The organism is Kitasatospora atroaurantiaca (genome assembly GCF_007828955.1).
GTDB lineage: Bacteria > Actinomycetota > Actinomycetes > Streptomycetales > Streptomycetaceae > Kitasatospora > Kitasatospora atroaurantiaca.
The window spans coordinates 2,623,424-2,650,164 of sequence record NZ_VIVR01000001.1 but is presented as its reverse complement, the minus strand read 5'-3'; the positions used below and the strand labels follow the sequence as shown (position 1 = coordinate 2,650,164).

Below are 26,741 nucleotides of genomic sequence, written 5' to 3'. Positions count from 1 at the left end.
CAGCACCCCTCAGGAGCCGGTCATCATGAGTAGTTCGACAACCCGCGCCAGACCTGCCACTCGTGTCGGCCGGAGGGCCGTCCGTACCGGACACAGGATGCCCGCGATCGCGGTGATCGCGGCATGCGGCCTGCTCGCGGTGGGCTGCGCCAAGGCCGGAACGGCGGGAACGACCGCTGCGGACGGTGCCAGCGGGACGAAGAGCCCGGTGAAGGTCGGACTGGTCTACTCGAAGACCGGCCCGCTGGCCGCGTACGGCAGGCAGTACCTCGAGGGGTTCAAGGCCGGTCTGGACTACGCGACCAAGGGCACCGGCGCGGTGGACGGGCACAAGATCGAAATCGCGGAGCAGGACGACGCCGGCGACCCGGCGAAGGCCGTGTCCGGGGCCAAGGACCTGATCGGCAAGGGCTACAGGATCCTGGCCGGATCGACGGCCTCCGGAGTGGCCCTGCAGGTCGCTCCGATCGCGGCACAGAACAAGGTGCTCTTCATCAGCGGACCGGCCGCAGCCGACAAGGTCACCGGCCTCAACAAGTACACCTTCCGTTCCGGCCGTCAGTCGTACCAGGACATTCGGACGGCGGCCTCGTTCATCGGGGACGCCAAGGGAAGGAAGGTCACCGTCCTGGCCCAGGACAGCGCCTTCGGCCAGGCCAACGTCGCCGCCGTCAAGGCGGTGCTCGGGGCGCAAGGGGCGACGGTGGACGCGGTGCTCGCCCCGCCGAGTGCCACCGACCTGACCCCGTTCGCGAGCCAGGCCAAGGCGGCCAAGCCCGATCTGCTCTTCGTTGCCTGGGCGGGCGAGACCGCTTCCGCACTGTGGACCTCCCTCAGCCAGCAGGACGTCTTCGCCTCCACCAAGGTGGTGACCGGGCTCGACCTGGCTGCCTCCTATCCGCTCTTCGGGCCGGCGGCCGAGAAGATCTCCTTCCTGAACCACTACTTCGGCGGCGCCGCGGGGACGGTTGTCGAGAAGGCCATGGCGGACTCGGTGACCAAGGCCGGTGCCAAGCCGGACATCTTCACACCGGACGGGTTCACCGCCGCCCAACTGGTCGTGCACGCCATCGAGGCCAACGGCGGTTCGGCCGACGACACTGCGGCTCTGGTCAGGGCACTGGAGGGGTGGAGCTTCGACGGCGTCAAGGGCCGGCTGACCGTGCGGGCCGAGGACCATGCGCTGCTGCAGCCGATGTTCCAGGTGAAGCTGACCGGGAGCGGGGCTGCCGCCAGGCCGACCGTGGAGAAGACCCTCTCCGCCGACCAGGTGGCGCCGCCGATCGCCGCGATCGCGGGCTGAGCGGCATGGCGAATCCCGCATCTGCGGCTGACCCGGTGCCGGCCGTCACGGCGACGGGTGATCCGGTGCCGGCCGTCCCGGCGACGGCTGATCCGGCGTCGGCCGCCCCGGTGCCGGCCGGTGCTGCTGTGGCGGGTGCCGCCGCGGCCGGGGCCGTCCCGGTCCTGCGGCTGCGCGGCCTCGGGTGGTCCGTGCGAGGAGTACCGATCGTCGAGGACGTCTCCTTCGACGTCGGCGAGGGCGAGTTCATCGCGTTCATCGGTCCGAACGGTGCCGGAAAGACCTCCCTCTTCAACCTCATTTCCGGGATCCACCCGGCGAGTCACGGCAAGGTCGAACTCGACGGTGCCGACATCACCTCCGAGCCGGTGCACGCCCGGGCCCGCCGGGGGCTCGGCCGTACCTTCCAGACCTCCTCTCTCTGGAGCGGGATGACGGTGGCGGATCATGTGCGGCTCGCGGCCCAGGCTGCCGCGGGGCCGATGGCCTCGTACCGGATCTGGCGGCGGGCGGCCCGGTACGCGGGGCAGGTGGCGGACACCCTGGAGCGCACCGAACTCGCCCATCGCGCAGACACTCTGGCGAGTGCCCTGTCCCACGGTGAGAAGCGCAAGCTCGAGCTGGCAGTGCTGCTGGTCTCCGACCCGCGGCTCATCCTGCTGGACGAGCCGATGGCCGGAGTCAGCGCGGAGGAGGTGCCGGCCCTCACCGCCCTTATCCGCTCGGTGCACCGGGATCTCGGCCGCACGGTACTGATGGTGGAGCACCACATGGACGTTCTTCTCGGGCTCGCCGACCGCCTCGCCGTGATGCATCACGGCACCCTGCTGGCACTGGACACCCCAGCCGCCGTGATGGCTGACACCACGGTGCAGCAGGCCTACCTGGGTGAGGCGCTGTGACTGGCAACTCCCTTCCTGTCTGCGGCCAAGGCGGTGCGGACGAAGCTCTGCTGACCGTCCGCGGCCTGCGCGTGGTGATCGACGGGCTGCACATCCTGCACGGCGTGGACCTGGACGTGGCGCCGACCGGTGTCACCGCTCTGCTCGGCCGGAACGGCGCCGGTAAGACCACCACGGTCAAGGCCGTCATGGGGCTTGTCCCGCGGACCGGCAGCATCGTGTTCGCCGGTACGGAGCTCTCGGGTCTCCCTACTCATCTGGTGGTCCGCCAGGGCATCGGCTATGCCCCCGAGGACCGCGGCATCTTCGCCGGGCTGACCGTCGCCGAAAACCTCCGTCTCGCCGAGCGGGACGGTGCGCCCGCCTACCGGCTCGTCCATGAGCTCTTCCCAGAACTCAAGCAGCGGTCCGGTCAGTTGGCCGGCACCCTGTCCGGCGGTCAGCAGCAGATGGTGGCCATCGGACGTACCCTGCTGAACGGCAACCGCCTGATCATCGCCGACGAGCCCACGAAGGGGCTCGCGCCGAAGATCGTGGCCGAGGTCGCCGACGTCCTCGCGCGGGTCGCCGAGAGCGTGCCCGTCCTCCTTGTCGAGCAGAATCTCGCCTTCGTCCGCCGACTCGGCGGTGCCTGTGCCGTCCTGGCCGATGGGCGTACCGCGCACCGTGGCGACACCGCCGAGCTGCTGGCCGACGAGGCCGCCGCCCGTCGGCTGCTCGGGGTCGGCAGCCGGCGGCCGGCCGGCGGCAGCGCGGTACCTGTCACCACGGAGGTGGCCCTCTGATGAGCACTGTCGTCCTCCTCATCTGCACCGGTCTCGGGCTCGGAGCGCTGTACTTCCTGATCGCCTCCGGTCTCTCGCTCATCTTCGGTCTGATGGATGTGCTCAACTTCGCCCACGGAGCGCTGCTCTCCATCGGGGCCTACGCCACCTGGTGGGCGGGCACCGAGGGAGGGCTGGGCTTCTGGCCGGCGGTGGCCTGCGGCACGGCGATCGGCACCCTTGCCGCAGTGCTGCTGGAACTCGTACTGATCCGTCCTCTCTACAGTCGGCCGCGGGACCAGATCCTGGCCACGGTCGGTGTCGGGCTCGCTGTACCGGCGCTTCTGACGGGGGTGTGGGGTGCGGACTCCCGGCCGTTCCTTCAACCGCCGGAGCTGTCCGGCACGGTTCATGTGCTCGGCGCGATCGTCCCTGCCAATCGCTTCGTTCTGATGGCTGCGGCTGCGGTGCTGCTCCTGGTGCTGCGGCTGTTCCTCGGCCGCACGCGGTACGGACTGGTCGTCCGTGCCGGCGTCGAGGACCGTGCCATGGTCACCGCGCTCGGAATCGACGTCCGGCGGGCGTTCACCCTGGTCTTCGCGATCGGCGGCGCCGCAGCGGCTCTCGGCGGCGCGCTCGGCGGTCTCTACTTCGGCTCCGTGCACCCCGGCCAGGGCACCAGCCTGCTGATCTTCGCGTTCGTCGTGGTCGTCATGGGAGGCATGGGCTCCGTCACCGGAGCGGCAGTGGCCTCCGCCGCCGTCGGGCTCGTCCAACAGTTCGCCAACTACTACACCGCTGCCGGGCTCGGCGACCTCTCGGTCGTCGTACTCCTGGCCGTACTGCTCCTCGTACGACCCCGCGGACTCACCGGGAGGCTCGCGTGAGCACCGACTCCTCGACCACGAGCACCGGCGGAGAGGCGGCCGATTCTGCTGTGACCGCCACTACTGCCGCTGCCGGCAGCACCGCTGACGGCAATTCTGCTACGTATGAGCGAGTACGCACCATCCCTCGAACAGGTGAATCATTCACCGAGAGCTCGACTGCGGGACACAGAGCGCTACGCTGGTGGCCGATCGCTCTGGTGATCGTGCTCCTTGTCGCCCCATACAGTGCGCTTCCCGTCCCGGGATTGCTCGACGGCTCGCTCGGCAGCCCCGGAAGTCTGCAACTGATCGCCCTGTGCCTGGTCTACGGGGCTCTTGCCACCGGCTACGACCTGCTCCTCGGCCGCACCGGCCTGCTGTCCTTCGGCCACGCGCTCTACTTCGCCACCGGTCTCTACGCCACCGACCTCGCAATGCTCGAACTGGGATTTCCCTTCCTGGTCGCCGCTCTCTTCGGCGTCGGCTGCTCCACTGCTCTTGCCCTGCTGCTCGGCTCGGTCAGCCTCCGGGTCACCGGCATCGGCTTCTCGATGGTCACCCTGGCCTTCGCGCAGGCCGGCTCCATCCTGATCCAGCGCAACCCCGGCGGAGTGACCGGCGGCGAGGAGGGCCGCGCCGCCCCGGCCGACCTGCTCCCGGGCAGCCTCGTCGGCATCGAGAACACCGCGAACCTCTACTGGATCGCTCTTGCCTACCTGCTCCTCACGCTTGCCCTCGTCCGCTGGACCGTCAGTTCGCCGACCGGCCGGGTCTGGGAGGGCATCAGAGAGAACGAGCGACGGGTCGAGGTCCTCGGCCTGCGCCCGTACGGGTTCAAACTGGTGGCATTCGTCCTGGCCGGCGGCCTCGCCGGTGCAGGCGGCGTGGTGTACCTGCTGCTGACCGGTGGCGCGGCACCACAGGCGGCCACGTCGGATGCCACCTTGGCCCTGCTCGTCATGGTGGTCCTCGGCGGCTCGGGCACCCGCTGGGGCCCGCTGCTCGGCGGTGCTCTCTACACCTGGGCTGCACACCGGCTCGGTGACCTCGCCAACTCCGCTGCCATCGCCGACCTCCCGGCTGTGCTGCGGGTGCCGCTCTCCCAACCGCTGTTCCTGCTCGGCACCCTGTTCATCGCCGTGGTGTACGTGCTCCCCGGCGGCCTGGCCGCATTGCCCGCCCGAATCCGCGCTGCGCGTACCGGTAGCGCGGCGGCTGCTCACACCCCGGAAGGTGGTAGCGCGTGAGTCACGAACCGTTCAGCTACGAGGAACTGAACGTCTCCGTGCCGGGCGGTGAGCTGGCCGTGCTCCGATGGCCCGCGGCGGATACCGGCGCCCCGACCGTGGTCGCGCTCCACGGCATCACCGCCAACGCTCTGGCCTGGGGCGCAGTGGCCCGCCAACTCGGCGGCCGGGCCACCCTGATAGCCCCTGACCTGCGTGGCCGAGGGGCAAGCCGGACCGTGCAGGGGCCGTACGGTCTGGCCCGCCACGCCGACGACGTGGCGGAGTTGATCACGGCCCTGGGCCTCGGACCGGTTCGGCTGGCGGGGCACTCGATGGGGGCGTGGGTCGCAGCCCTCACCGCGGTCCGCCATCCGGAGGTGGTCGAGCGCCTGCTCCTGGTGGACGGCGCGGTCAGTTTCCCGCTGCCGCCCGGAGTCCACGAGGACGAGGCGCTGGCCGCCGTGCTCGGTCCGGCACTCGCCCGGCTGTCGATGACCTTCCCCGACCGCTCGGCGTACCGGGCCTTCTGGCAGCGGCATCCGGCCTTCGTCGGCGCCTGGTCGGCGGAGAGCGATGCCTACACCCAGCGCGACCTGATCGGCACCGAGCCCGGCCTCCGCTCCTCCTGTGTCCTGGCGGCGGTCCAGGAGGACGGACGGCAGGTTCTCCTCGACGCGGAGGCCGCTGCGGCCGTCCACCTCCTGCCCTGCCCCGCCGAGCTACTGTGGGCCGAGCGCGGCCTGCTGGACGAGCCGCAGGGTCTCTACGATGCGAAGCGGATCGAGCTCGCGGGTCTCGACCCGGCCAAGGTATCGGCCGTCCTGGTCCCCGATACCAACCACTACTCGATCCTGGCCGGCAGGAGCGGGGCGGCGGCCGTCGTGGGCCGACTGCTCGCGAACAGGTCGACCGGGTCGGCCGGGTAGGCCGGGTCGCCCGGGTGGACCGGGTAGACCGGACAGATCCGGCCCGACTGAGCTCGGGTCAGCCGGCGCTGACCGAGAACGAATTGGTGGTGAAGTTGAGCCCGCCTGCGGACGAGGTGATCTCGTAGCCGAACTGGACGTTGCCCAGCGTGACGTCGCCCATCCATCCCTTGGTGTTCTTGATCCAGTTGAGGATCGCCAGGATGTTCACGGTGCCGGAGCTGGTGTTGGAGCTACGGACGAAGGAGAAGACCGCGTTGGAGCCGTTGGTGCCCTTGTAGACCGTCCAGGTGTGGCCGCCCAGGGTTACGGTGCCCTGCGAGGATCCGAGCGGACCGACGGCACCCGTCTTGTTGACCCAGAGCATGATCTCGTAGGCGTTGGCCGAGTCCCAGATGTCGTACGCCGTCTCGTAGGCTCCCGAGGTCGGCACGGTGACGTTGAAGCTCGAGCTCACCGAGCTCAGGGCGCTGAGCTTCTTGCCCACGTACTTGGTGGCGTTCGGGTAGGACTTGATCCCGCCGGTGTTCGGGTGGCCGGCCCAGACACCCCAGTTGGAGTAGGAGTTGGCCCAGATGGTCTGCGGGCCCGCTCCGCTGCCCCAGATGTCGTTGTAGAGGGTGTAGCCGCCGTTCGTCCAGGTGCCCCACTGGTCGCTGCTGGACCACGTGGCCGCGAAGGCGGGTTGGGCGGCCAGGCCCAGCGAGGCGGCCAGCGCCGTGAGGGCGCCGAGAAGCACGACTCGGGGCCTGCGGAGGGTACGGGGCCCGTCGGAGCCGCGGGGGATGCGGGAGGTACGGGGTTCCGGAGCGACGCGTGCCGTCATGTCGGCTTCCTTCCGGGCGGGGTGGCGCCCAGTGGGGGGAAGGGGCGGATTTCAGGTCCGCCGGCGACGCGCGCGGTGGTGAGTAGCCGTCAGCCACCCTGTAGAGGCCTGGAACTGTCTGGTGGCGGGCACGGAGAGAGTGCTGGGGGGGGAGCGCTGACGGCCTCGGCTCACGATAGGAGCCGGTCCCGAGGGCGGGCAACGGTCGGACCGCGGCCGGTTTCGGCCAGAGTCGACCACGGACCGGGCGCGCCGCCTCCAGGCCGGCGCGCCGCACCCCCGGGCTACGCGTCAGCCCGCCGTCCCCAGGAAGCTCTCCCACCCGCCCGTGGGGGCCTTGCCGACGCCCAGCGTGCGCAACTTCCGCAGGGTGGACTGGTCCTGCACCTCCAGCCATTCCACCAACTGACGGAAGGACACAAGCCGGACCTCCGGCTTGCCCGCGATGGCCTTGAGGGTCTCCTCGACGGCGTCCATGTAGATACCGCCGTTCCACTGCTCGAAGTGATTGCCGATGAAGAACGGCGCGCGGTTGGTCTCGTACGCGCGGTTGAAGCCGGCCAGGTAGGCGTCCCGGGCCTGGTTCCGCCAGTCGTTGAACTTGGACGGGTCGCCCTTGGTGCTGCCGGCGGACTGGTTGGCCAGGATGTTGTAGTCCATCGAGAGCACCTGGAAGCCGTGACCCGGGAACGGGATGCCCTGCAGCGGGAAGTCCCAGATCTTGCCGTCCTGGACCTTCTGCGGCCAGATCTGCAGCCCGCCGGGCGAGCTGGCGTCGTACTTCCACCCCAGCTTGGCGGCGGTCGGAAGCAGCGACTTTTGCCCTTCCAGACAGGGCGTGCGACCGCCGATGAGCTCCTTCTTGTAGTCGAAGGGCAGCGGATCGACGTCGGTGAAACCGGTGTTGGTCTTCCACTGGGTCACGAAGGACACGGCCTGGTCGATCTCGCTCTGCCAGTCCTCCGGAGTCCACTTGTTGACGCCGTTGCCGTCGGACCGCGTCGAGCAGAAGTGCCCGTTGAAGTGGGTGCCGATCTCGTGGCCGGCGCGCCAGGCCTGGCTGATGAGCTTGATGGTGCTCTTCACGGCGGCGTCCGACAGATACGGGATGTCCGAGGCGCCGACCGAGTGCTTCGGCGGGTGGTAGAGGCTCGCCTTGCCCTTCGGCAGGGTGTAGATGCCCGAGAGGAAGAAGGTCATCGCAGCCTTGTGTTCCTCGGCGAGCTTGAGGAACCGCGGGAACTGCCCGTCGTCGGTGCCGCCGGCGCCGTCCCAGGAGAACACCACGAACTGCGGCGGGCGCTCGCCGGGCTTGAGCTTCTCGGGCTTCGGCTGGTTGGGCTGAGCGCCGGTGTCGGCCGTGGAGCCGTCGCCGAGGGGGGTGCCCTTCACCGCGCCCTTGCCCGTGCCGCCGGTGCCGCCGTCACCCGACCCTGACCCGACACTCTCGGAGTTGGAACCGCCGCTCGAGCAGGCGGCGACGGCCCCGAGGGCCGCGGTGGCCGCCGTAGCGCTCAGCACGGCCCTGCGCGAGATGCTGCTCATGGTCTCCCCTGCCGGGTTGGGTCCGAGTGCCCAGAAAAGATCCGGAGACCCCGGTAGGGGTATCCGGACGTCCAGGTTGAAAATCGGACATTTTGCTGGCTGCTGCGTGTTCAGCATGTCATGTGTCGCGAGCGCTATCCAGCGGCCGTCAACTACTAGCCATCACGCAGCCGGTGGCAGTACGGCTCCACAGATCCGGCCACTGTTGCCGTCCTGAGACACTCCTGCCGGACGACCCGGGAACTGTCGGGAACAGGAGGCTCCGGCGCGGGGAGCTCCGGTCCTGTGCATTTCCCCCGAGCGCAGTGCTCAGCGCCACACCGAGCGTCAGACCGCGGCCGGCCGGCGGCGCCGGCGGATCAGCTGGGCCACGGCGGTGCTGATCGCCGTCGCGGCGGTGCAGGACACGGCGAGGCTGAGCCAGGCCGTGTCGAACCAGTGGCTGTTGAGCCATCCCAGGGTCACGATGTAGGCGGCCCAGACCAGCGCGGCCAGGGCCGACCAGCGGAGAAACACGCGCGGATGGTCGGGCGAGTGGCCCACGGCCAGGTCGAGAACCGTACGTCCTGCAGGGACGAACCTGGCGATGATCACTATGGTCGCCGCAGCTCGGCTGGTCCGGCCGGAGAGGCTGAGCTGGACCCTCTCGACGCTTGCCGCCAGCTGCGGGCGGTGTGCCAGACGGCGCCGTACCGACGGCGCGCCCCGGCGGGCCAGGTTCAGCAGCAGCAGGTCGCCGAGGAACGAGGCCACCGCCACGCCGAGAGCCAGAAACAGTGGTGCACCGTCCACCTGAGAGGTTCTGAGGACCGCAAGGATCACCAGCGTGCCGCTCGGCAGGAAGGGCAGAAACGCGTCACCGAGCACGGCGCACAGCGCCAACGCGCAGATCCAGGCTGGACCGATCACCGCTGCGGCATCCAAGGTCGTACTCCCTCCACACCGCCCGGAGGAGAACAGGTGGCTGCGAGGGATAACGCTAGCGGCTCGACCTTTCATGCCATGAAGCACCCCCCGTGTGGCGAGGGTCACAGAACGTGCGAGAGCCCCTGGGGCGGGGTGCCGCTCCAGGGGCTCGCGGGGGTCGAGCGACGCTGGTCCAGCCCGCTGACCTTGCACATGAGTGCGACCGTGGTGCGCGGCCTCACTGATCAGTAAGGTTGCCGGATCCGGGGCGGCGTTCGCGAGCCCTGGGCCTGGCGACTTCTGGCGCTGGCGTGAACTCGCCACCCGGGTGAGCCGGCTGGTCAGCGGTCAGCCTGCGAAATGGCCGTCCACGGCGAGGATGGTCGGCCACAGGCCCGGCCTGGCCCGGCCTGGCCCGGCCTGGCCCGGCCTGGCCCGGCCTGGCCCAGCCTGGCCTGGCCCGGCCCGGCGACAAACGGACCGCAGCAGCCCGGCGGCTCCGACCCACCCGGTGGGGCTTTCGGAGCAAGCCGGAGCGATAATCCGAGATGCACGCGGGCTACAAGCCGGCAACGCACGCCAGGGCCACACGCCCCCGAAAAATCGGCAGGCGGCCCGGAGTAGACCGCACCTCCCCCGCCTGCGAGCTCTGACGTTTGCAGAGGCCTGTCGGCAGCATGAAGAGGGGGAGACAGCAGTATGACCGCGGAGTCGAGACCGGTGCCGCACGTCGACCTGGAATGGGACGCGCAGCCTGCGCCCGACGTGATCGAGGTGTCCCTTCGGCGGGGCGGTGCTCAAGCGGAGCGCGATCCGATCCCACGGCAGTCGCCCCCGCATGCGCGAGCGCGGGCAGCCGACCCCGACCGTAAGCACGGGTCGCCCTTGCTGCTCGGGGCCCTCTTCGGCTTCTCGGCCATGGCCATCGTGGCGCTCCTGGCCGTCATGCTCTGGACCGGGGGCCGGGACGCCGGCCCCCGCATCGGTGCCGAGTCACCGATCCCAGCATTCCCGCAGCCCGGGTACGCCTCGAACCCGTACGGTTCGCACACCGCAATGACCGGTGGCGGCCCCACCGCCTCCCTGCTCCCGACAGCCACAGACCAGCCGCCGGGGGCCACTGCGGCCTCCCGGACCGCGGACAGCGAGCCGCACGCGCCGGCGAGCACAGCAGCCCGGTCCCAGACCCCGCACGGTTCCGGCGAACCGAAGACGCTGCGCGCCGGGGACCAAGGACCCGAGGTCACCACACTCCAGCGGCTCCTCTTCCAGCAGGGCTTCACCTACGTCGACACGACGGGGATCTTCGACGACGCGACCGCCCGCGGTGTCGCCCAGCTACAGCGGGACCGGAGCCTCTCGTGCGACCCGCCCGGTGTGTACGGGCCGTGCACCCGGGCCGCGCTGACCGGCTGACGATCGCGGCTGCCTACGCCCGGATTCCCGCGCCCGGAGTCCTACGCCCGGATTCCCGCGCGCGATTCCCGCGCGCGATTCCCGCGCCCGGCTGCAGCGCGAGGCTCCCGGCGCCCGCCGGCGCCCCGGATTCCCGAGCCCGGTCTCCGGCCTCCCGCGTCCTCGGTCACACCTGCCGTGGTCGGGGAACAGGTCGTGACGTCGGCCGGTTGTGTCCCGACGGCGGGAGCGCAGTCCCGCGGGTGACCGGTGACCAGGAGGACTGACGGCATGACCAGCGAGGACAAGCAGCCACTCCAAGCAGACCAGCCCAACGGCCGGGCTCTGACCGACCCCATCCGCGGTGCCGTCAGCGGCACCGCCCCCGCACCGCTCTCCATCCTTGACCTGGCGACGGTCGGCGAGGGGTACTCGCCCGCCGAGGCCCTGACCGCCACCACCGAACTCGCCCGCAGCGCCGAGCGGTGGGGCTACCACCGCTTCTGGGTGGCGGAGCATCACGGCATGCCGGGGGTCGCCAGTTCCACCCCGGCGGTCCTGCTGGCGCACCTGGGCGCGCATACCCGTACGCTCCGGCTCGGCTCCGGCGGTGTGATGCTCCCGAACCACGCCCCGCTCGCGATTGCCGAGCAGTTCGGACTGCTGGAGGCACTGCACCCGGGCCGGGTCGACCTCGGACTCGGTCGGGCTCCCGGCACCGACCAGGCCACCGCCCGTGCGCTGCGCCGCGGGCCGGCCGAGGGCGCCGACGACTTCCCGCAGCAGCTGGCGGAACTGACGCACTTTCTGGACGGCGATTTCCCGGACGGGCACCCGTACGCCCGGCTCAGCGCGGTGCCCAAGGGGGACGGCCGCCCGCCGATCTGGCTGCTCGGCTCATCGGGGTTCAGCGCACAGCTGGCCGGCCGACTCGGCCTGCCGTTCGCCTTCGCGCACCACTTCAGCGCCGCCAACACCGTGCCTGCGCTGGACCTCTACCGTTCCAGCTTCCGGCCGTCTGCGGTGCTCGACGAGCCGTACGCGCTGATCGGGGTCAGTGCGGTGGCTGCCGACGACGAGGCCCAGGCGCGTCGGCTGGCTCGCTCGGCCGGGCTGGCCATGCTGCGCCTCCGGCGAGGCACCCCTGGCCTGATCCCGACGCCGGCCGAGGCCGAGGCGTACCCGTACAGCCCCGCAGAGGCCGACTTCCTGGACAGCTGGCTCGCGAACGTCGTGCTCGGCGCGCCCGGAGAGGTGGCCGACGGCCTGGAGGCCCTGCGCAAGCGGACCGGGGCGAACGAGCTGATGGTCACCTCGCACATCCACGGCCACGAGGCACGTCACCGTTCCTACGGTCTGATCGCGAAGGCGTACGGCCTGGCGGCCGAGGTCTGACCGACCTCAACCCCTCCACCCCGTCCGTCAGCGAACCCGGCCCTTTCGCAGGCCCTTACGCAGGAGGGCCGCGACGCGCTCCGCATCGCCCGGTCTGGCGAAGTACCAGCCCTGCGCGGTGTCGCACCCGGTGAGGCGGAGCCGTTCGGCCTGCGAGGCGTTCTCGATGCCCTCGGCCGTGACCGTGAGCCCCAGCGCGTGTGCGAGCTGGACCATGGCGCCGACGATCTGCTCGTCCGCGTCGGCGCGCCGGAACCGGTTGTCCGGACGGCCGCCCGGCGCCGGGTCCCGGAACCCCTCGATGAAGCTGCCGTCGAGCTTCAGCACGTGAACGGGCAGCCGGGAGAGGTACGCCAGGTTCGAGTACCCGGTGCCGAAGTCGTCGATGGCGATCCGGATGCCCATGTCCGCCAGCGCCTGCAGTGCCTGCACCGGACGCCCGCCCGGCCCCAGCACGGCGCTCTCCGTGATCTCCAGCTGCAGCAGTCGAGCCGGCAGGCCGGTGCTCTCCAGCACCTGGGCGACGTCGGCGACCACGTCCGAGTCCCAGATCTGGCGGGCCGCCAGGTTGACGCTCACGAACGTCTCGGTCTCCGGGAACTCCGCCAGCCATTGCCGGGCCTGACGGCACGATTCCTCCAGTACCCACTTGCCCAGTGGGACGATCGCCCCGGACTCCTCGGCGAGCGGGATGAACCGGTCCGGTGACAGGGTGCCGTACCGGGGATGGCGCCAGCGGACGAGCGCCTCGGCGCCGTGCACAGCGCCGTCCGACAGTCCCACCAGCGGCTGGTACTCGACGGTGAACTCGCCGCGTTCCAAGGCCGGCCGCAGTGCGGTCGCGAGCCGCTGACGGGTCAGCTGGTGTGCGCCACGGTCCGGGTCGTACAGCGTCCACCTGGCTCGTCCGTCGGCCTTGGACCAGTACAGGGTCGCGTCGGCGTCCTTCAGCAGGTCGATGGGCGTCGTCTCGTGGACAGGTCGTTCGACAACGCCCACGCTGGCGGTCACCACCAGCTGCTGACCGGCGATGTCGAACGGCTTCTCCAGAGCCGAGATCAGCTCGGCGGCCAGCATCGTCAGTTGTTCGCTGCCATCGCTGTCCGGTACGAGGACGGCGAACTCGTCCCCGCCCAGGCGGGCCACCAGCCGGGTCTCGCCTTGCGCGAAACCGCGTTCCAGGCGTGCCGCCACCGCCACCAGGAGCTGGTCGCCGACATGGTGGCCCAGGGTCTCGTTGATGGCGGCGAACCCGTCCAGGTCGACGTAGCAGAGGCCGACCCGCCGAACCCGACCGTTCGCGTCGGCTCCTTCGAGCCCCGGGAGGTCCGCAAGGTCCGCGAGGTCCGCGAGGTCTGCGAGGTCAGCCCCCGCAGGCAGCACCGCGGGCGCCACGGATACCACATGCGCGACGGGCACGACGGGCGCAAGCTCGGCTGACGCCGCATCGGCCCAGCCGCGCACCGACCCGTGGTCCGTACGGATCGGATCGGCACCGGTCTCGCCGCCGGTCGGCACGAACGCCGCGTTGAGCTGCTCGAAGAACAGGGTGCGGTTCGGCAGACGGGTGAGCGGATCGTGCAGGGCCTGGTACGCCAACCGGTCACCGAGCAGGCGCCGCTCCGTGACGTCCTCGACCATGGCCAGGGTGTACAGGGGCTCTCCCGCGCCGTCCCGGATGAGCGAGATCGTCACGTTGCTCCACACCGCGCGGCCCTCGCGGTGCTTGAGCCTCTTCTCGACCCGTAGCCGGTCGCGCTCGCCGCGGACCAGTTCCCGGTAGAGCCGCCGAGGAGTGTCCTCGGGGTCGATGATGTCGTGGATGTGGGTCCGGACCAGATCAGGCACCTCGTGGCCGATCATCGCGGCGAACGCGGGGTTCACCTCGATGATGCGGTCGTCGGAGTCGATCAGCGCCATCCCGATGCCGGCATCGGCGAAGGCCGCCCGGAACCGGGACTCGCTCGCCCGGAGTGCGGCGAGGAGTTGCTCCGTCGTGCCACCCACCGGGGCGGAGCAGACAGGGCAGAGCGTGGCCGGACGGTTCTCGGACCCGTCGTCAGACCTCGCCCGGAGCTCACGTTCTGGGCGGGCGTGGTCATGGCCGTCATAGCCGTCAAGGCCGTGATGGTGCCCGTTGTGCCCGTTGAGGCCGTGCCCGTGGCTGACGGGTGGTCGCATGGGCTCGGAGCGGTCGGGTCTGTCGGTCTCCCCGGCCGGCTCTCCGGCTGCGCCCCCGTCGATCGGGCGCAGTTCTCGTTGGCGCACGCGCTGGCGGTGTGCGTCGGCCCCCTCGTTCTGGCCCGGCACGGCACGCTCCCGTCCGCTGCTGACGCTGATCCGACCGACCGACCGCACCGCGGTGGCCGGCTTCCCGCACTCTCGAGGCCCCCGAGCTCGGTGCAAGAACGCTCACTGGGAGACGCTCGGCAAGGAACAGGGAACTGCCGCTGATCATAGGACCCGTGCAGATCCACCTGCGACCGCCGCCAGGGTGATTCGTCGGGTTTAGGAGCAACCGTGCCGGTACGTCACTGCGCCCCCGGTACACATCGTGAGATGCACACCAGGGGCGCATGCGCCGTTGTCGCACTCCCGGTCACCGGCAACGCGCACGCGGCGCCGGCCTGAGGAGGAGCAGGAAGCGGCGGAAGCCGCTACGCGAGCTTGGCGGTCAGCGTGATGGTGGTGCCGGTCAGGGCCTGGCTGACCGGGCAGTTCGCCTTCGCGTCCTCGGCGGCCTTCACGAACGCGGCCTCGTCGAGGCCGGGCACCTGGCCGATCACGGTGAGGTGGACGCCGGTGATGCCCTTGCCGGGCTGGAAGGTCACGTCAGCCTGGGTGTCCAGCCTGGTGGGCGGGGTGCCGGCCTTGGCCAGGCCGGCCGAGAACGCCATCGAGAAGCACGCGGAGTGCGCGGCGGCGATGAGCTCCTCAGGGCTGGTCTTCCCGTTCGGCTCCTCGGCGCGGGCAGGCCAGGAGACCGGGTACTCGCCGATGCCGGAGGAGTCGAAGGTCACCTGGCCCTTGCCCTCGAGCAGGTTGCCTTCCCACGCGGTGCGTGCGGTACGGGTGGTTGCCACGATCAGGTACCTCCTGTGCTGGGGGACTACTGGTTCGTCACTTCCGGTCATGCCGTGGACCAGCCTACGTGTCGACCACGCAGCACAGGCCCAAGCCGCGGCGCAAGCCGAATCGAGCCGAACCGCATCGCAGCCGGTACGGACCTCCGACCTCCACCAAGCGGGCGCGTCCGGCCGGGAGTCCACATAGCGGACGGATGCCACAATCAGCAGGAGTCCGGCGGGGGTGCCCTGTTAGATTTGCCCAGGCCCGAGCCGGACCAGTGGGTCGCCCGGGTGCCACCCAGTCAGCCAGCCCCGGAGCCACCTCGATGACGGATCAGCCCACGAACTCCGCCGACACTTCGCTCGAGGGGATCGACGACGCCGTCCGGGCCGAGCTGACCAGTCTGCGCGAGAGCATCGACAACATCGACGCCGCCGTTGTCCACATGCTGGCCGAGCGTTTCAAGGCCACCCAGCGGGTCGGGCGGCTCAAGGCCGAGCACAAGCTCCCGCCGGCCGACCCGGCCAGGGAGCGTGACCAGATCAAGCGGCTGCGCGAGCTGGCGGCGGGGGCCCACCTGGATCCGGTGTTCGCCGAGAAGTTCCTCAACTTCATCATCGCCGAGGTCATTCGCCATCACGAGGCGATCGCCCGCTCCTGAGCAAGGGGCCCTACAGGCGCCGAGCCGGAACCGGAACCGAGCTGCGGCCGGGTCGGCTCACTCGCCCGTTTCCACCTCCAAACCGGTCCAAACCTGTCAGCGCCAGCTAAATGTCTGATTTCGCGACACTTCGTGGGCGGCGTTAGCGTGCTGTCTTTCCCAGATCGTCAGATCTGATGGACTGCAGGTGCGCCTCGGCCACGATGGCCGGTCGGCGGGAAGCCGTGGTCCGGAGAGGCGGTGCAGCGATGGCCAGGAAGTGCCGGCAGGACTCCGGGTGTCGGGACCTCGAGCGTGAGAACGCCCGGTGACCCGACACCCGTCCGCGCCGTCGGACCGCCAGGCCGCAGCCGGCGCCGAACCTCCGCGACCGCCCAGGGCGGGCCGCGCCCGAGCGGGGCGCCGCAGGCGGTGGCCCTGGTGGGCCGAGCTTCCTGTCATGGTGGTGCTGGGGCTGGCGGCGGCGCTGTTCATCAAGACCTGCCTGTTCCAGGTGTTCACCATCCCGTCCGGTTCGATGGAGAACACTCTGCGGATCGGCGACCGGGTGGCCGTCAACAAGCTGGCGCCGCTGTTCGGGTGGAAACCGCAGGCGGGGCAGCCGGTGGTGTTCAAGGACCCGGGAGCCTGGCTGCCTCCGCAGGCGGACACCGGCAACGCGGTGTCGGGCGCTGTCGGTGACGTCCTCAGCTTCGTCGGGGTGCTGCCGCCCAAGGGCGACAACTACCTGGTCAAGCGGGTGATCGCGACCGGTGGCCAGACCGTCCAGTGCCGCGGGACGACGCTGCGCGTGGACGGCCGGTCGGTCAGCGAGCCGTATCTCCACCCCGGGGACGACTCCTGCGCGGGTCTGGACTTCGGCCCGGTGACCGTGCCGAAGGGGTACGTCTGGGTGGAGGGCGACCACCGCAGTGACTCTGCGGACTCGCGCTACCACCGCGAGGGGCCCGGCGGCGGCGCGGTGCCGGTGACCAACGTGGTCGGCCCGGCCTCAGCGGTGGTCTGGCCGCTCAATCACCTTGACTGGTTCGGCTGGGCCGGCACCTGACACCCGGCCGCGTCAGACGGGCCGCCCGATCCCGCTCCTGGCCCCGCTGCAGCCGCCGCCCCCGAGAGCTCGGCCTCAGCCCCGGGCACCGCGCCCGCTGAGACCGGCTCGGCAGGCGCACCCGGCTCGGCGGGCTTGCTGGTCTGCGCCGCGAATGCTCCGGCCAGCACCAACAGCCCGCCCAACAGCTGCGGCGTGCCGAGGTGCTCGCCGAGCAGGAACCACGCCGCCACCGTTGCGACCACGGCCTCCAGGTTGGCCACCACCCCGGCCACCGGCGGCGAGAGGTGCTGCACGGCGATGACCCCGGTCAGGTAGGCCAGCACGGTCGCGATCAGCACCATCCATGCGGCGGGCACCAGGGCGGGCACGCTGACCCCGTTCATGCTGACCTGGCCGCCGAGCAGGCCCCAGTCCGCGTTCCAGGGGCGCGTGAACGCGGTCAGCACCACGGCCCCGGTCAACAGCCCGTACGCGCTGACCGCCATCGGGTCCACCGGCCTGTCGCCCTGGCGGCCGGCGTCGGCGAGCACGAAGTAGCCGACCTGGCAGCAGGCCGCGCCGAGGCCGAACAGCACCCCGAGCGCGTCGAAGCTCAGCCCGTGCCAGACCTCGACGACGCAGGCCAGCCCGGTCACCGCGACCCCGGCCCCGATCGTCGCCGCACGCGAGACGGGACGCCGTTGGACGAACTTCACGTACCCGAGCAGCAGCAGCGGCCCGAGGTACTCGATCAGCAGCGCGACTCCGACCGGGATCCGGGAGATCGCGGCGAAGTAGCAGGCCTGCACACCCGCCACCGCCAGCAGGCCGAAGCCGATCAGCAGGCCGGGCCGCTGACGGACGGCGTCCCGGTGCCGGTAGGCGAGCGGCAGCAGTACCAGCGCTGCGCCCGTGACCCGGAGCCAGACGACATGGAGCGGGGAGAGCCCCGCTTCGATGAGTGGCTTCGCCGCGGTACCGGAGCCGCCGAAGGCGAACGCGGAGACCAGCGCCAGGGTCAGGCCGAGCGTCCTGGCCGACGCCCGGGGGAGGGGCTTTGAGCTGTGCATCAGGGCATTGTTGCAGCTCGCAGCCGCCGAAGTAAGGTGCTATCTCGCCTTTTGGTACTGGACGATTCGCCGGCATGTCCGCCCCGGCGCTTGCACCGCGTGCAGCCGCCCCTGCAACCAGCGCTTCCGGCCCGTCCGGCAGCTTCAACCAGCGTTTCCGGCCCGTCCGGTCAGCGCCCGGTTGCCGGAGTCCGCCCGGTGTCGGCGCGTCCGCTCGGGGCTGCGGGAGCAGCGGGTGATCCGGATGCGCCGGCGGTCGGCGAGGGGGCCGACGACCCCGAACGCGACGGGGACGGCCAGGACCCCGGCCTGGAGGAGGACGGCGACGCGCCGGGCGACGCCCAGTCCGAGTTCCAGCGAGACGTACCGGATGACGCGGTGGCCGACGGCGACTCCGAGGGGCCGGCCGACCCGGATGCCGCCTCCGACGGCGTCGCTGCCGCCGTCGGGTCGGACAGCAGCGAACCGTCGGCCGCGACCCCGTCGAACTCCGCGACCGGCTGCCCCGCCAGCGCGGCCTTCATGTACGCGGTCCAGATCTGCGTCGGGAACCGGCCGCCGGCCGCCCCGGCGACGCCGCCGGTCCCGTCCAGCGTGACCTGGGCGCCCGTCGCCGGGTCCTGGCCGAACATCGCCACGGCCGTCACCAGCTCGGGCGTGTACCCGACGAACCAGACCGACTTCGAGTCGTCGGTCGTCCCGGTCTTGCCCGCCACCGGGCGGCCGAGCGCCTTGGCACGGGCTCCGGTCCCGCCGGGGTCGGCGACGACGCCCTGGAGCAGCGCGGTCACCGTCTGCGCGGTCTTCTCGCTGATCACCTGGGTGGACTCCGGTGCCGGAAGCGCCACCTTCTCCCCCTCGTGCTGCAGCGACTTCACCAGCCACGGCGTGATCTGCTTCCCGCCGTTGTCGAGCGTGGCGTAGACCCCGGCCATGTCCAGCACGCTGGGAGTGGCAACGCCCAGCGGGATCGAGGGGTGCGCGGCCAGTCCGGGGGTGTCGGCGGGCAGGCCGAGCGCGACGGCGGTGTCCCGGACCTTGGCCAGGCCGGTGTCCTGGGCGAGCTGGGCGAAGACCGAGTTCACCGACCAGTCGGTGGCCTGCTGGAGGGTCACCCGCCCGTAGTCCTTGCCGCCCTCGTTCGGCGGCGCGTACGGGGTGGCGCCGCGGCTCCCGCCCACGACGGCCCGCCCGCTGGTGCCGTCGTACACCGTGCCGGCGGTGATCCGCTGGCCGGACTGGGTCCGCGCGCCGGTGTCCAGGGCCGCGGCCAGCGCGATCGCCTTGAACGTCGAACCGGCCTGGTAGTCCGTGCGGGTCGCGTTGTCGATCCAGTGCTTTGTCGCGTCGCCACCGCCGTACAGCGCGACGACCGCGCCGGTCTTCGGGTCGATCGACACCGCCCCGGCCTGGGCGTCGGCGTCCTTCTTCCGGCTCTCCGGCTTGAGGTTGTCGGTGAGCTGCTGCTGCACGGCGTCCTTCAGGTTCTGCTCGCGCCCCGCGTCGACCGTGAGGGTGACGGTGTACCCGCCCTGGGCGAGTGCGGCCTCGCTGATCACACCGTGCGAGGTGAGGTACTCCGTCGCGGCGTTCACCAGGTACCCGGCCTGCCCGGAGAGGCCCGGCGCGCTCTCGGGCTGCTTGACCTCGGGGAAGGTGACGGCCGCCCGGTCGGCGGCGGACAGCCAGTTCTGCTGGACCATGCCGTCCAGGACGTAGTTCCAGCGGTTCACGGCGTTCTGCTTGCCCTTGGGCGTCGCGGTCGCGACGTCGTACGCGCTGGGCGCATTGAGCAGCGCGGCCAGGTAGGCGCCCTGGGCGGCGTCCAGCCGGTCCGCGTCGACGCCGAAGTAGGCCTGGGCCGCCGCCTGGACGCCGTAGGCGCCCCGGCCGTAGTAGGAGGTGTTGAGATACCCGGCCAGGACGTCGTCCTTGCTCTCCGTCGCGTCCACCTTCATGGCGATGAACAGTTCCTTCACCTTGCGGGCGACGGTCTGCTTCTGGCTGAGATAGGTGTTCTTGACGTACTGCTGGGTGATGGTGGATCCGCCCTGGGTGCCCCCGCCCGAGGCGGTGTGCAGAGCTGCCCGGAACAGGCCCTTCACGTTGACCGCGCCCTCGTCGTAGAAGTTCCGGTCCTCGGCGGCGAGGGCGGCGTGCTGGGCGGCGGGGGAGACCTTGTCGAGGCCGACGTTCTGGCGGTTGGTCTGTCCGGTACGGGCGAGCAGGGTGCCGTCCTGGTAGAGCCAGGTGTTGCTCTGCGCGGTGGCGACGGCATGCGCGTCCGGGACCTGCACCAGGGCGATGCCGAGTACGAAGAAGCCGACTCCGAGCAGCGCGGACGTGACCAGTCCCACAAGCGTCATCCGCCAGGTGGGGATCAGCCTGCGCCAACCCATCCGTCGGGCACGGGCGGCACGGGCGGCCAGGGTTCGAGCGCGCGGGTGCGGGCCGGCGGGCGATGTGCGGAACAACGGAGGGCCTTTCCTGCGAGCCCTGTGTCGGTTGCTCACGCGGTCTAGGGCAGTCGTCTGTCAGTCGTCTGTCAGTCGGCTCGGGGCACGGGACCGTGCAAGTGTGCCTGATCCTCTTGTCAGACGTTAGGGACCTTTGTCCCATTTTCACCTACGGCGGGTTTAGGCCGACTTGTCTGTACACCTCAAGCGCCGTTCCGAGGCCTTCCCATGTTCGCCGGCCGCTGGAATCATCCCTACTCGCCGGTAGCCCCTGAACCCTCGTCAGGAGTCCTCAATGTCGCCCATCTCCCGCCGCGCCCTGCTGGGCTCGGCCGTCGCGTCCGGTGCCGCGCTCGGTGTCGGGGCCCTCCCCGGGGCGCTCCAGCAGGCGCTGGCCGCACCGGCCGCGCGCGGCACGCTGGACGACGTGGAGCATGTCGTCGTCCTGATGCAGGAGAACCGCTCCTTCGACCACTACTTCGGCGCCCTCTCCGGCGTCCGCGGCTACGGCGACACCTCGCGGGTCCGCTTCCCGAACGGCTCGGACGTCCTGCACCAGCGGATGCTCGGCACCGTCGGCGGCACCACCCTGCTGCCCTGGCACCTGGACACCTCGACCAGCGACGCCCAGCGGATCTTCGACCTCGACCACTCCTGGAGCGGCACCCACAGCGCCTGGGCCGACGGCCGGTACAGCAACTGGATCCCGGCCAAGACCTGGTGGACCATGGGCTACTACCGCCGCCAGGACATCCCCTTCCAGTACGCCCTCGCCGACGCCTTCACCGTCTGTGACCAGTACTTCTGCTCCACCATGGCGTCCACCGACCCCAACCGCCTCTACCTCTGGTCGGGCACGGTCGACCCGCACGGCCTCGGCGGCGGCCCGGTGACCGACAACAGCAGGAGCGGCTTCACCTGGACGACCTACCCGGAGCGCCTGCAGGCCGCGGGCATCTCCTGGAAGGTCTACCAGCAGCAGGACAACTACGACGACAACGCGCTCGCCTGGTTCAAGTCCTTCCAGTCCGCCCCGCAGGACTCCCCGCTGTACGTCAACGGCATGGCCCGACGCGGCGCCGACGACTTCGCGCAGGACGTCGCCGCCGGCCGGCTCCCGGCGGTCAGCTGGGTGGTGGCCCCCGAGGCTCAGTCCGAACACCCCAACCACCCGCCTGCGGCCGGCGCGGACTTCACCTCCTCGTACGTGCTGGAGGCGCTCGCCGCGCACCCGGAAGTCTGGGCGAAGACCGTGGTGCTGCTGAACTACGACGAGAACGACGGCTTCTTCGACCACGTCGTCCCGCCGACCGCACCCGAGGGCACTCCCGACGAGTTCATCAACGGCGCACCGATCGGTCTGGGGCCGCGCGTGCCGATGATCGTGATCTCACCCTGGAGCCGCGGCGGCCGGGTCAACTCCGAGGTGTTCGACCACACCTCCGTGCTGCGATTCCTGGAGAACTGGACGGGCGTGCGCGAGCCCAACATCTCCGCCTGGCGCCGCACCGTCTGCGGAGACCTGATGTCCGCCTTCGACTTCACGACCAGCAACCGCACGTTCCCCGCCCTCCCGGACACCAAGAAGCTGCTGGCCGACCTCGCCGAGCAGGACAAGAAGCTGCTGCCGCCGCTCTTCCCGCCGCTGATCCAGCACCAGCCGGAGATCGAGCCCGGCGACCGGCCCGCCCTTCCGATCGGCTACCGCTTCGGCTCCTCTTCGCGCACGGACACCGCCAAGGGCCTGCTCTGGATCACCCTCGACAACCTGGGCCGGCTCGGCGCGGGCATCTCGATGTACACGGTGAACTTCCGCAAGTTCGGCGCCTGGCAGTACACCCTTCCGGCGGGCGGCCAGGTCACCGACTACTTCAGCGCCCTCGGCGTCAGCGGCGGCCCGTACGACATCGACGCACACGGCCCCGACGGCTTCCTGCGCGGCTACAAGGGCGACGTCCTCACCTGGACCAACCCGGCGAAGGCCCACCCGGAGGTCTCCTCGGTCGAACAGCCGGACGGCGTCCACCTCACCCTGACCAACCAGGGCGGCAAGCCCGCCGTCTTCACCGTCTCCACCAACTCGGCCCTGGGAGCCCCCACCGCGCAGTCCCCGAAGAGCCTCACCGTTGCTCCCGGCGGCACCGCGAGCACCGTCCTCGCCCCGACCGCAGTCGGCCGCTACGACTACACCGTCACCGCCGACACCGCCGACGGCTTCGAGCGCCGCTTCGCCGGCCGTCTCCAGCCCTGAGCCGCCGGCCGTGGCGCATCAGGGCGTCAGCAGATACCGGTCCAACAGCACGACCGCCTCGTCGAGGATCTCGGGGTCGCCCTCCGGGTTGCCCCAAAACGCCTGATTGAGCAGGTGCCCGACGAGGACGACCGCCAGCAGCGTCCGCCGGCGGAACTTGGCGGAATCGGGCATCCCGTACCACCCCACCAGCAGCTCGCGGAGCCGGTCCGCGAGCTGCTGGTCGTTGGCGTCGCCCTCTTCCCGCAGCGTGGGATTCCCGGTGCCCTCGAACCACACCCGCCGGCCGGCAACGCGAACACGCACGGGGCGAAGCCTCCACGCGGCACGCGGCCCGGAATCCCCGCGCCTCAGCGCGAGGAGGAAGTCAAGGCTGGAGGTGATGCGGGGTGGTGGGCCACCATCGGCATGATCTCCGTCCACCCTGGCGCGTAGCGGGGCACACGTGCGCCTTCGCAGAGCCGCGTGCTATGTCTCCAACCGCCGGCGGCCAGGTGGATCAGGTTGAGGTCGAGGAGGCCGTCGATGGCGGCGGCCACCTCGTGCTCGATGGTGCCGTGGTCGTGGAGCGACTGGACGATGGTGTCGGCAGGACTGTCACCGTCCGTGCCGAACACGGCTCCAAGCCTCTACCGCCACGCTCCTGCGACTCCCGGCACAGCGCAAGGGCAGCCCGACCGATGCCGACCGGCGAGCGCCCTCGCCCCGGCCCATGGTCCGATGCCCGGAAACGCCACAGGGCCCCCTCACCGAAGTGAGAGGACCCTGTGCCTGTCTGTGCGCCGCCAGGGACTCGAACCCCGGACCCGCTGATTAAGAGTCAGCTGCTCTAACCAACTGAGCTAGCGGCGCCTGCTGACCCCGAGAACAATACACGGTCCGCGGGGGTGGCACGTACGGGGTTCCCGGAGCCGGCCCCGTCAGCCCGAGGACCCGGCGGACGAGGAGTCCGAGGAGATGACACTCCGGACGGCCCGGGCGATCGGCAGCGTGCGGGAGAGCGCCCGTACCGCGTGCCGTACCTCCTTGCCTTCCGGCCCGGGGAAGAGCCGGCGCTCCAGCGAGACGACCCCCAGCAGTGCGGCCAGTTGCCGGTCCCGCTCGACCGCGGGCCGCGTCTCGGCGAGGAAGGCGGCCGTGTGGAGCGAGGCCCACAGACGGGACGCGATCGCCTGCGTCGGCCCCGGCCCGGTGGCCGTGAACCGCCGGTAGGGGAAGATCCCGAACAGCCTGCGCGGCTCGGCCGTCACCAGGCCCCGGGCCGCCAGCGAGTCGAGGAAGACGTGCTCCGACCCGCGCGGGACCGCGGTGATGGCCGAGGCCAGCCGGAAGCGCCAGCTTCGCTTCCCCGCACCGGCCAGTCTGGTCAGTACGCCGGCTGCCACCGGTTCGGTCGTGCCCAGCGGCTGGTACCCGCTGATGCGCCTGCCGTCGACGGTGATCGCGCCGGCCAGCAGCAACTCGGCGAGCACGCCGCCCGCAATCACCCGGGCGAAGCTTGCGGGCCGCGCAAGCCGCCCGGTGACCGGATCGGCACACAGGAGCAGCAGTTCCTCGGGTATCGGGAGGGTGTCGGACACGTCCACCGGTCTCTCTCCTGCCTGTCGTCGAGCAGCGCACGCCGGCCGTCCGGCCGCCTCAGCGTATGCCGACGCGAGCGGCCCAGGAGGGGAAGCCGCTCGCGTCGGGGTGGGGGCTGGCCGGGGTCAGCCGGTCAGGGACTTCCACAGGGTGAGTGCGCGGTCCTCGACCGCGACCTGGTCGTTGTGCGCGGCACCGTCGGCGATGGAGATGATCCGGTACTTGTCCTGGTGGAAGACCCAGAACAGGCTCAGCCCGTTGATCCGCTGCATGTCCGGTACGGCGAGGAACTCGTCGATCTTCGAGATGCCGGCCAGCGACTGCCAGAGGTTCAGCGAGCGGTCACCGCGCTCGATGACGTCGTTGTGCGCGCTGCCGTCCGCGATCGAGATCAGGCGGTAGACCTGCTGCCCGAGGAAGGTGTGGAACAGCCAGTAGTAGCTCTTCCCGTTCACCCGCTGCATGTCCGGCACCGGCAGGAAGGCGTCCACCTGGAAGATCCCGCTGAACGAGGCCCAGGCTGAGATCGGCCGGTCGGGCCGGTCGACGGCGCCCACCGATCCCGGCGGGAGCCCCTGCTCCGCTCGGTCCGCGATCGAGATCAGCCGGTAGACCTGCTGCCCCTCGGTGGTGTGGAACAGCCAGTACCGGCTCCTGCCGTTGATCCGCTGCTCGTCCGGGACCGGCAGGATCGCGTCCACCTTCGACACGCCCTCGTAGATCGGCCAGGTCGTCAGCGGGCGGTCGGGCCGTTCGACGACGTCCTTGTGCTCGTTGCCGTCGGCGATGGAGATGGTCCGGCAGACCGGTCCCTCGCTGCCGGTTCCGTACGCCCAGTACCAGCTCTTGCCCTTGTCCCGCTGCATGTCGGGGATCGGCAGGAAGGCGTCGGTCGGCCGGACGGTGCTCGGCAGCTTGTCGGTGAGCCGCCCGTCGCCGAGGTAGCGCAGCGTGGTGAGGGACGGGGCGAAGGCGTAGACCGACCCCTCGGTGGTGACGAACTGGCTGAAGCTCAGCTCGGTCGTGGCGCCCGGGGACTCGAAGTTGACCTTGCCGGTCGGGCCGACCATCGGGTCGGGGCCGGGCTTCTTGCTGCGGCCCGGCGGGAAGTTCACGTTGTTGATCCAGGACTTCTGGATGAACTCGAACTGCTCGACCAGGTCGGACTGGTAGGAGACGAAGAGCAGTCCGCGCGGGGCGTCGGGGCCGCCCGGGCCGTCCGAGGCGGGGTCGAACGGTGCGCCGTACGGAGAGCCGCGACGCATGATCCTGCGGCGGTCCATGACCGGCTTCTCGGGGAAGGGCTCAGCACCGGGCGCTTCCAGCAGACCGTCCCGGGGGTTGGTCTTGCGCAGGTGCGAGAAGAGGGGAGTGGTGAACCCCTCCGGGTCGTTGCGGTAGCCGAAGTCGTTGTCGTCGCCCGAGAGCGCGTTGGACGGCATGTCGGCGTTCGGGCACTTGGCGACGGGCGTGCCCGAGCGCCAGCGGCCGACCAGGCGGGCGGCCAGCCACTCGGTGGTGGCCTCGTCCGGCACCACCTTGGCCTTCTTGAGGACCTTCAGCTGGACGGCGACCTGCGCCCACCAGCTGGGGACGTCCTGGGCGAGCCGCCGCACCACGTGGAAGCTGCCGTTGGCGGCCCAGTCCGGCGGCGTGTCGTAGGGGATCCCGCCGATCCGGTCGTGGCCGAGCAGGAACTCCCCGGGCGGGATCAGCCGGGTGCCGTGCTTGCCCTTGACGTACTCGGGCTTCTCCGGGTCCGGCTCGTCGTAGCCGATCACGCCCGGCTCGCTGACGCCGTCCTTGAAGCCGAAGTGCTCCTTGCCCCGCCGGCTGCCCGGCAGGGTCTCGCCGTTCTGCTGGAAGACGATCACGATCTTGGCCTGGGCGGCGGCCTCGCGCTGCTCGGTGATGGCCGCCCGGAGGTCCTGGACGGTGTCGGAGGCGATGGTGATCACCGCGTGGACGGTCTGGCCCTTGCCGTCGCCGAAGAGCCAGTTCTCCGGGGAGCTGTCGCCGGTGTCGCCGAGGGCTCGCTTGTCCGAGCCCTGCTTGAAGGCCTCGAAGGTGCCGCCGGGTCGCACCGAGGGCAGCGGCTCCTTGCCGGTCAGGACCTTCAGGCCCTCGTAGGTGAAGCTGACGTTGGTCCAGGTGGCCTTCAGCGACTGCGGGTCGTCGCCACCGGAGCTGTTCCTGGCCTTGCGGAAGGCCGCGTTGAAGGTGGCCACCTGTCTGGTGGTGGAGATCTGGGGGGCCAGGCGCTTCACCCAGGTGCGCGCCCGCGCTGCGTCCTCGAACTTGAGGAAGAGCAGCGTCATCTGGTCCTTCTTGAAACCCGCGATCACGTCGCCCTGGATGTCGTCGCTCTCACGCAGCTTCAGGTCGTTTGGCATGCTTTCTCCAGAAGACTCGGCCGAGATCGCCGGACGGCCGTGGGAGGGCACGCCGGGCGCCGCCCGTCGGCTCGCGGGCAGGACAGCTTGCACCCAGCCGCGAATGCGGAGGGTAGTCATAACGCTACGGTATGTACCCGAACATTGCCAGGTCCGAATCGTCGGTTGAC

22 protein-coding genes and 1 tRNA gene are annotated in these 26,741 nt (G+C 70.7%); 11 read left to right on the top strand and 12 right to left on the bottom strand.

Features of this window, described 5'->3' with window-relative positions:
• The first annotated feature begins 97 nt into the window (after nucleotides 1-97).
• The 6 genes from FB465_RS12225 to FB465_RS12200 all read left to right on the top strand — a co-directional run bounded on the left by FB465_RS12225 (nucleotide 98) and on the right by FB465_RS12200 (nucleotide 5,993).
• Nucleotides 98-1,303 (top strand): substrate-binding domain-containing protein, encoded by a 1,206-nt coding sequence (locus FB465_RS12225; RefSeq protein WP_246192633.1) that lies wholly within the window; start codon nucleotides 98-100, stop codon nucleotides 1,301-1,303.
• Between the two features lie 5 nt (nucleotides 1,304-1,308).
• The gene (locus tag FB465_RS12220; protein ID WP_145790241.1) at nucleotides 1,309-2,205 is read left to right on the top strand and encodes an ABC transporter ATP-binding protein; all 897 of its coding nucleotides are present in this window, start codon (nucleotides 1,309-1,311) and stop codon (nucleotides 2,203-2,205) included.
• Entirely contained in the window at nucleotides 2,202-2,990 is a 789-nt protein-coding gene (locus FB465_RS12215) for an ABC transporter ATP-binding protein (protein ID WP_246192632.1), read from the top strand. The genes FB465_RS12220 and FB465_RS12215 overlap by 4 nt, the downstream gene beginning before the upstream one ends.
• Nucleotides 2,990-3,856, top strand: coding sequence for a branched-chain amino acid ABC transporter permease (locus tag FB465_RS12210; protein WP_145790239.1), 867 nt, complete (start codon nucleotides 2,990-2,992; stop codon nucleotides 3,854-3,856). Before FB465_RS12215 ends, FB465_RS12210 begins: the two co-directional genes overlap by 1 nt.
• A gap of 122 nt (nucleotides 3,857-3,978) precedes the next feature.
• Complete coding sequence (locus tag FB465_RS12205; protein WP_246193196.1) at nucleotides 3,979-5,085, top strand: branched-chain amino acid ABC transporter permease; 1,107 nt, start codon at nucleotides 3,979-3,981, stop codon at nucleotides 5,083-5,085.
• Nucleotides 5,082-5,993: an alpha/beta fold hydrolase gene (locus FB465_RS12200; protein WP_145790237.1), complete on the top strand. Its 912-nt coding sequence runs from the start codon at nucleotides 5,082-5,084 to the stop codon at nucleotides 5,991-5,993. The genes FB465_RS12205 and FB465_RS12200 overlap by 4 nt, the downstream gene beginning before the upstream one ends.
• A gap of 58 nt (nucleotides 5,994-6,051) precedes the next feature.
• Here FB465_RS12200 and FB465_RS12195 read toward each other — a convergent pair whose 3' ends face one another.
• The 3 genes from FB465_RS12195 to FB465_RS12185 form a co-directional block, all read right to left on the bottom strand.
• The gene (locus FB465_RS12195) at nucleotides 6,052-6,819 is read right to left on the bottom strand and encodes a glycoside hydrolase family 12 protein (protein ID WP_145790235.1); all 768 of its coding nucleotides are present in this window, start codon (nucleotides 6,817-6,819) and stop codon (nucleotides 6,052-6,054) included.
• A gap of 291 nt (nucleotides 6,820-7,110) precedes the next feature.
• Nucleotides 7,111-8,364, bottom strand: coding sequence for a polysaccharide deacetylase family protein (locus FB465_RS12190; protein ID WP_145790233.1), 1,254 nt, complete (start codon nucleotides 8,362-8,364; stop codon nucleotides 7,111-7,113).
• Between the two features lie 327 nt (nucleotides 8,365-8,691).
• Nucleotides 8,692-9,288: a DedA family protein gene (locus tag FB465_RS12185; RefSeq protein ID WP_145790231.1), complete on the bottom strand. Its 597-nt coding sequence runs from the start codon at nucleotides 9,286-9,288 to the stop codon at nucleotides 8,692-8,694.
• An 867-nt stretch (nucleotides 9,289-10,155) separates the two neighbouring features.
• On the opposite strand from FB465_RS12185, the gene FB465_RS12175 reads away from it, so the two are divergent.
• Both FB465_RS12175 and FB465_RS12170 read left to right on the top strand, forming a co-directional pair.
• Nucleotides 10,156-10,686, top strand: coding sequence for a peptidoglycan-binding domain-containing protein (locus FB465_RS12175; protein WP_170290574.1), 531 nt, complete (start codon nucleotides 10,156-10,158; stop codon nucleotides 10,684-10,686).
• A gap of 270 nt (nucleotides 10,687-10,956) precedes the next feature.
• Entirely contained in the window at nucleotides 10,957-12,060 is a 1,104-nt protein-coding gene (locus FB465_RS12170) for an LLM class flavin-dependent oxidoreductase (protein ID WP_145790226.1), read from the top strand.
• A gap of 27 nt (nucleotides 12,061-12,087) precedes the next feature.
• Here FB465_RS12170 and FB465_RS12165 read toward each other — a convergent pair whose 3' ends face one another.
• Both FB465_RS12165 and FB465_RS12160 read right to left on the bottom strand, forming a co-directional pair.
• Nucleotides 12,088-14,067, bottom strand: coding sequence for a putative bifunctional diguanylate cyclase/phosphodiesterase (locus tag FB465_RS12165; RefSeq protein ID WP_145790224.1), 1,980 nt, complete (start codon nucleotides 14,065-14,067; stop codon nucleotides 12,088-12,090).
• A gap of 650 nt (nucleotides 14,068-14,717) precedes the next feature.
• Entirely contained in the window at nucleotides 14,718-15,143 is a 426-nt protein-coding gene (locus FB465_RS12160; RefSeq protein WP_145790222.1) for an OsmC family protein, read from the bottom strand.
• 311 nt (nucleotides 15,144-15,454) lie between these two features.
• Here FB465_RS12160 and FB465_RS12155 point away from each other — a divergent pair, with 311 nt between their 5' ends.
• Both FB465_RS12155 and lepB read left to right on the top strand, forming a co-directional pair.
• Nucleotides 15,455-15,790 carry a chorismate mutase gene (locus FB465_RS12155; protein ID WP_145790220.1) on the top strand — a complete coding sequence of 112 codons (336 nt, stop codon included), beginning with the start codon at nucleotides 15,455-15,457 and terminating at the stop codon, nucleotides 15,788-15,790.
• Nucleotides 15,791-16,229: 439 nt separating this feature from the next.
• Nucleotides 16,230-16,838 carry a signal peptidase I gene (gene lepB / locus FB465_RS12150; protein ID WP_145790218.1) on the top strand — a complete coding sequence of 203 codons (609 nt, stop codon included), beginning with the start codon at nucleotides 16,230-16,232 and terminating at the stop codon, nucleotides 16,836-16,838.
• Here the strand turns inward: lepB and FB465_RS12145 are convergent.
• The gene (locus FB465_RS12145; RefSeq protein ID WP_145790216.1) at nucleotides 16,805-17,890 is read right to left on the bottom strand and encodes an EamA family transporter; all 1,086 of its coding nucleotides are present in this window, start codon (nucleotides 17,888-17,890) and stop codon (nucleotides 16,805-16,807) included. The two genes, lepB and FB465_RS12145, sit on opposite strands and share 34 nt — an antisense overlap.
• Nucleotides 17,891-18,060: 170 nt before the next feature.
• Nucleotides 18,061-20,256, bottom strand: coding sequence for a transglycosylase domain-containing protein (locus FB465_RS12140; protein ID WP_170290573.1), 2,196 nt, complete (start codon nucleotides 20,254-20,256; stop codon nucleotides 18,061-18,063).
• Between the two features lie 385 nt (nucleotides 20,257-20,641).
• Here FB465_RS12140 and FB465_RS12135 point away from each other — a divergent pair, with 385 nt between their 5' ends.
• Entirely contained in the window at nucleotides 20,642-22,597 is a 1,956-nt protein-coding gene (locus tag FB465_RS12135; RefSeq protein ID WP_145790212.1) for a phosphocholine-specific phospholipase C, read from the top strand.
• Nucleotides 22,598-22,615: 18 nt separating this feature from the next.
• Here the strand turns inward: FB465_RS12135 and FB465_RS12130 are convergent, their stop codons facing one another.
• The 5 genes from FB465_RS12130 to FB465_RS12110 form a co-directional block, all read right to left on the bottom strand.
• Complete coding sequence (locus tag FB465_RS12130; RefSeq protein WP_145790210.1) at nucleotides 22,616-22,903, bottom strand: hypothetical protein; 288 nt, start codon at nucleotides 22,901-22,903, stop codon at nucleotides 22,616-22,618.
• 44 nt (nucleotides 22,904-22,947) lie between these two features.
• Nucleotides 22,948-23,214, bottom strand: coding sequence for a hypothetical protein (locus FB465_RS12125; protein WP_145790209.1), 267 nt, complete (start codon nucleotides 23,212-23,214; stop codon nucleotides 22,948-22,950).
• A 161-nt stretch (nucleotides 23,215-23,375) separates the two neighbouring features.
• A tRNA-Lys gene (locus FB465_RS12120) sits at nucleotides 23,376-23,449 on the bottom strand.
• 68 nt (nucleotides 23,450-23,517) lie between these two features.
• Nucleotides 23,518-24,183 (bottom strand): GOLPH3/VPS74 family protein, encoded by a 666-nt coding sequence (locus FB465_RS12115; protein ID WP_145790207.1) that lies wholly within the window; start codon nucleotides 24,181-24,183, stop codon nucleotides 23,518-23,520.
• A gap of 120 nt (nucleotides 24,184-24,303) precedes the next feature.
• A complete protein-coding gene (locus FB465_RS12110; protein ID WP_246192631.1) occupies nucleotides 24,304-26,571 on the bottom strand; it encodes a Dyp-type peroxidase in 2,268 nt (755 codons plus the stop codon).
• Nucleotides 26,572-26,741: the final 170 nt, after the last annotated feature.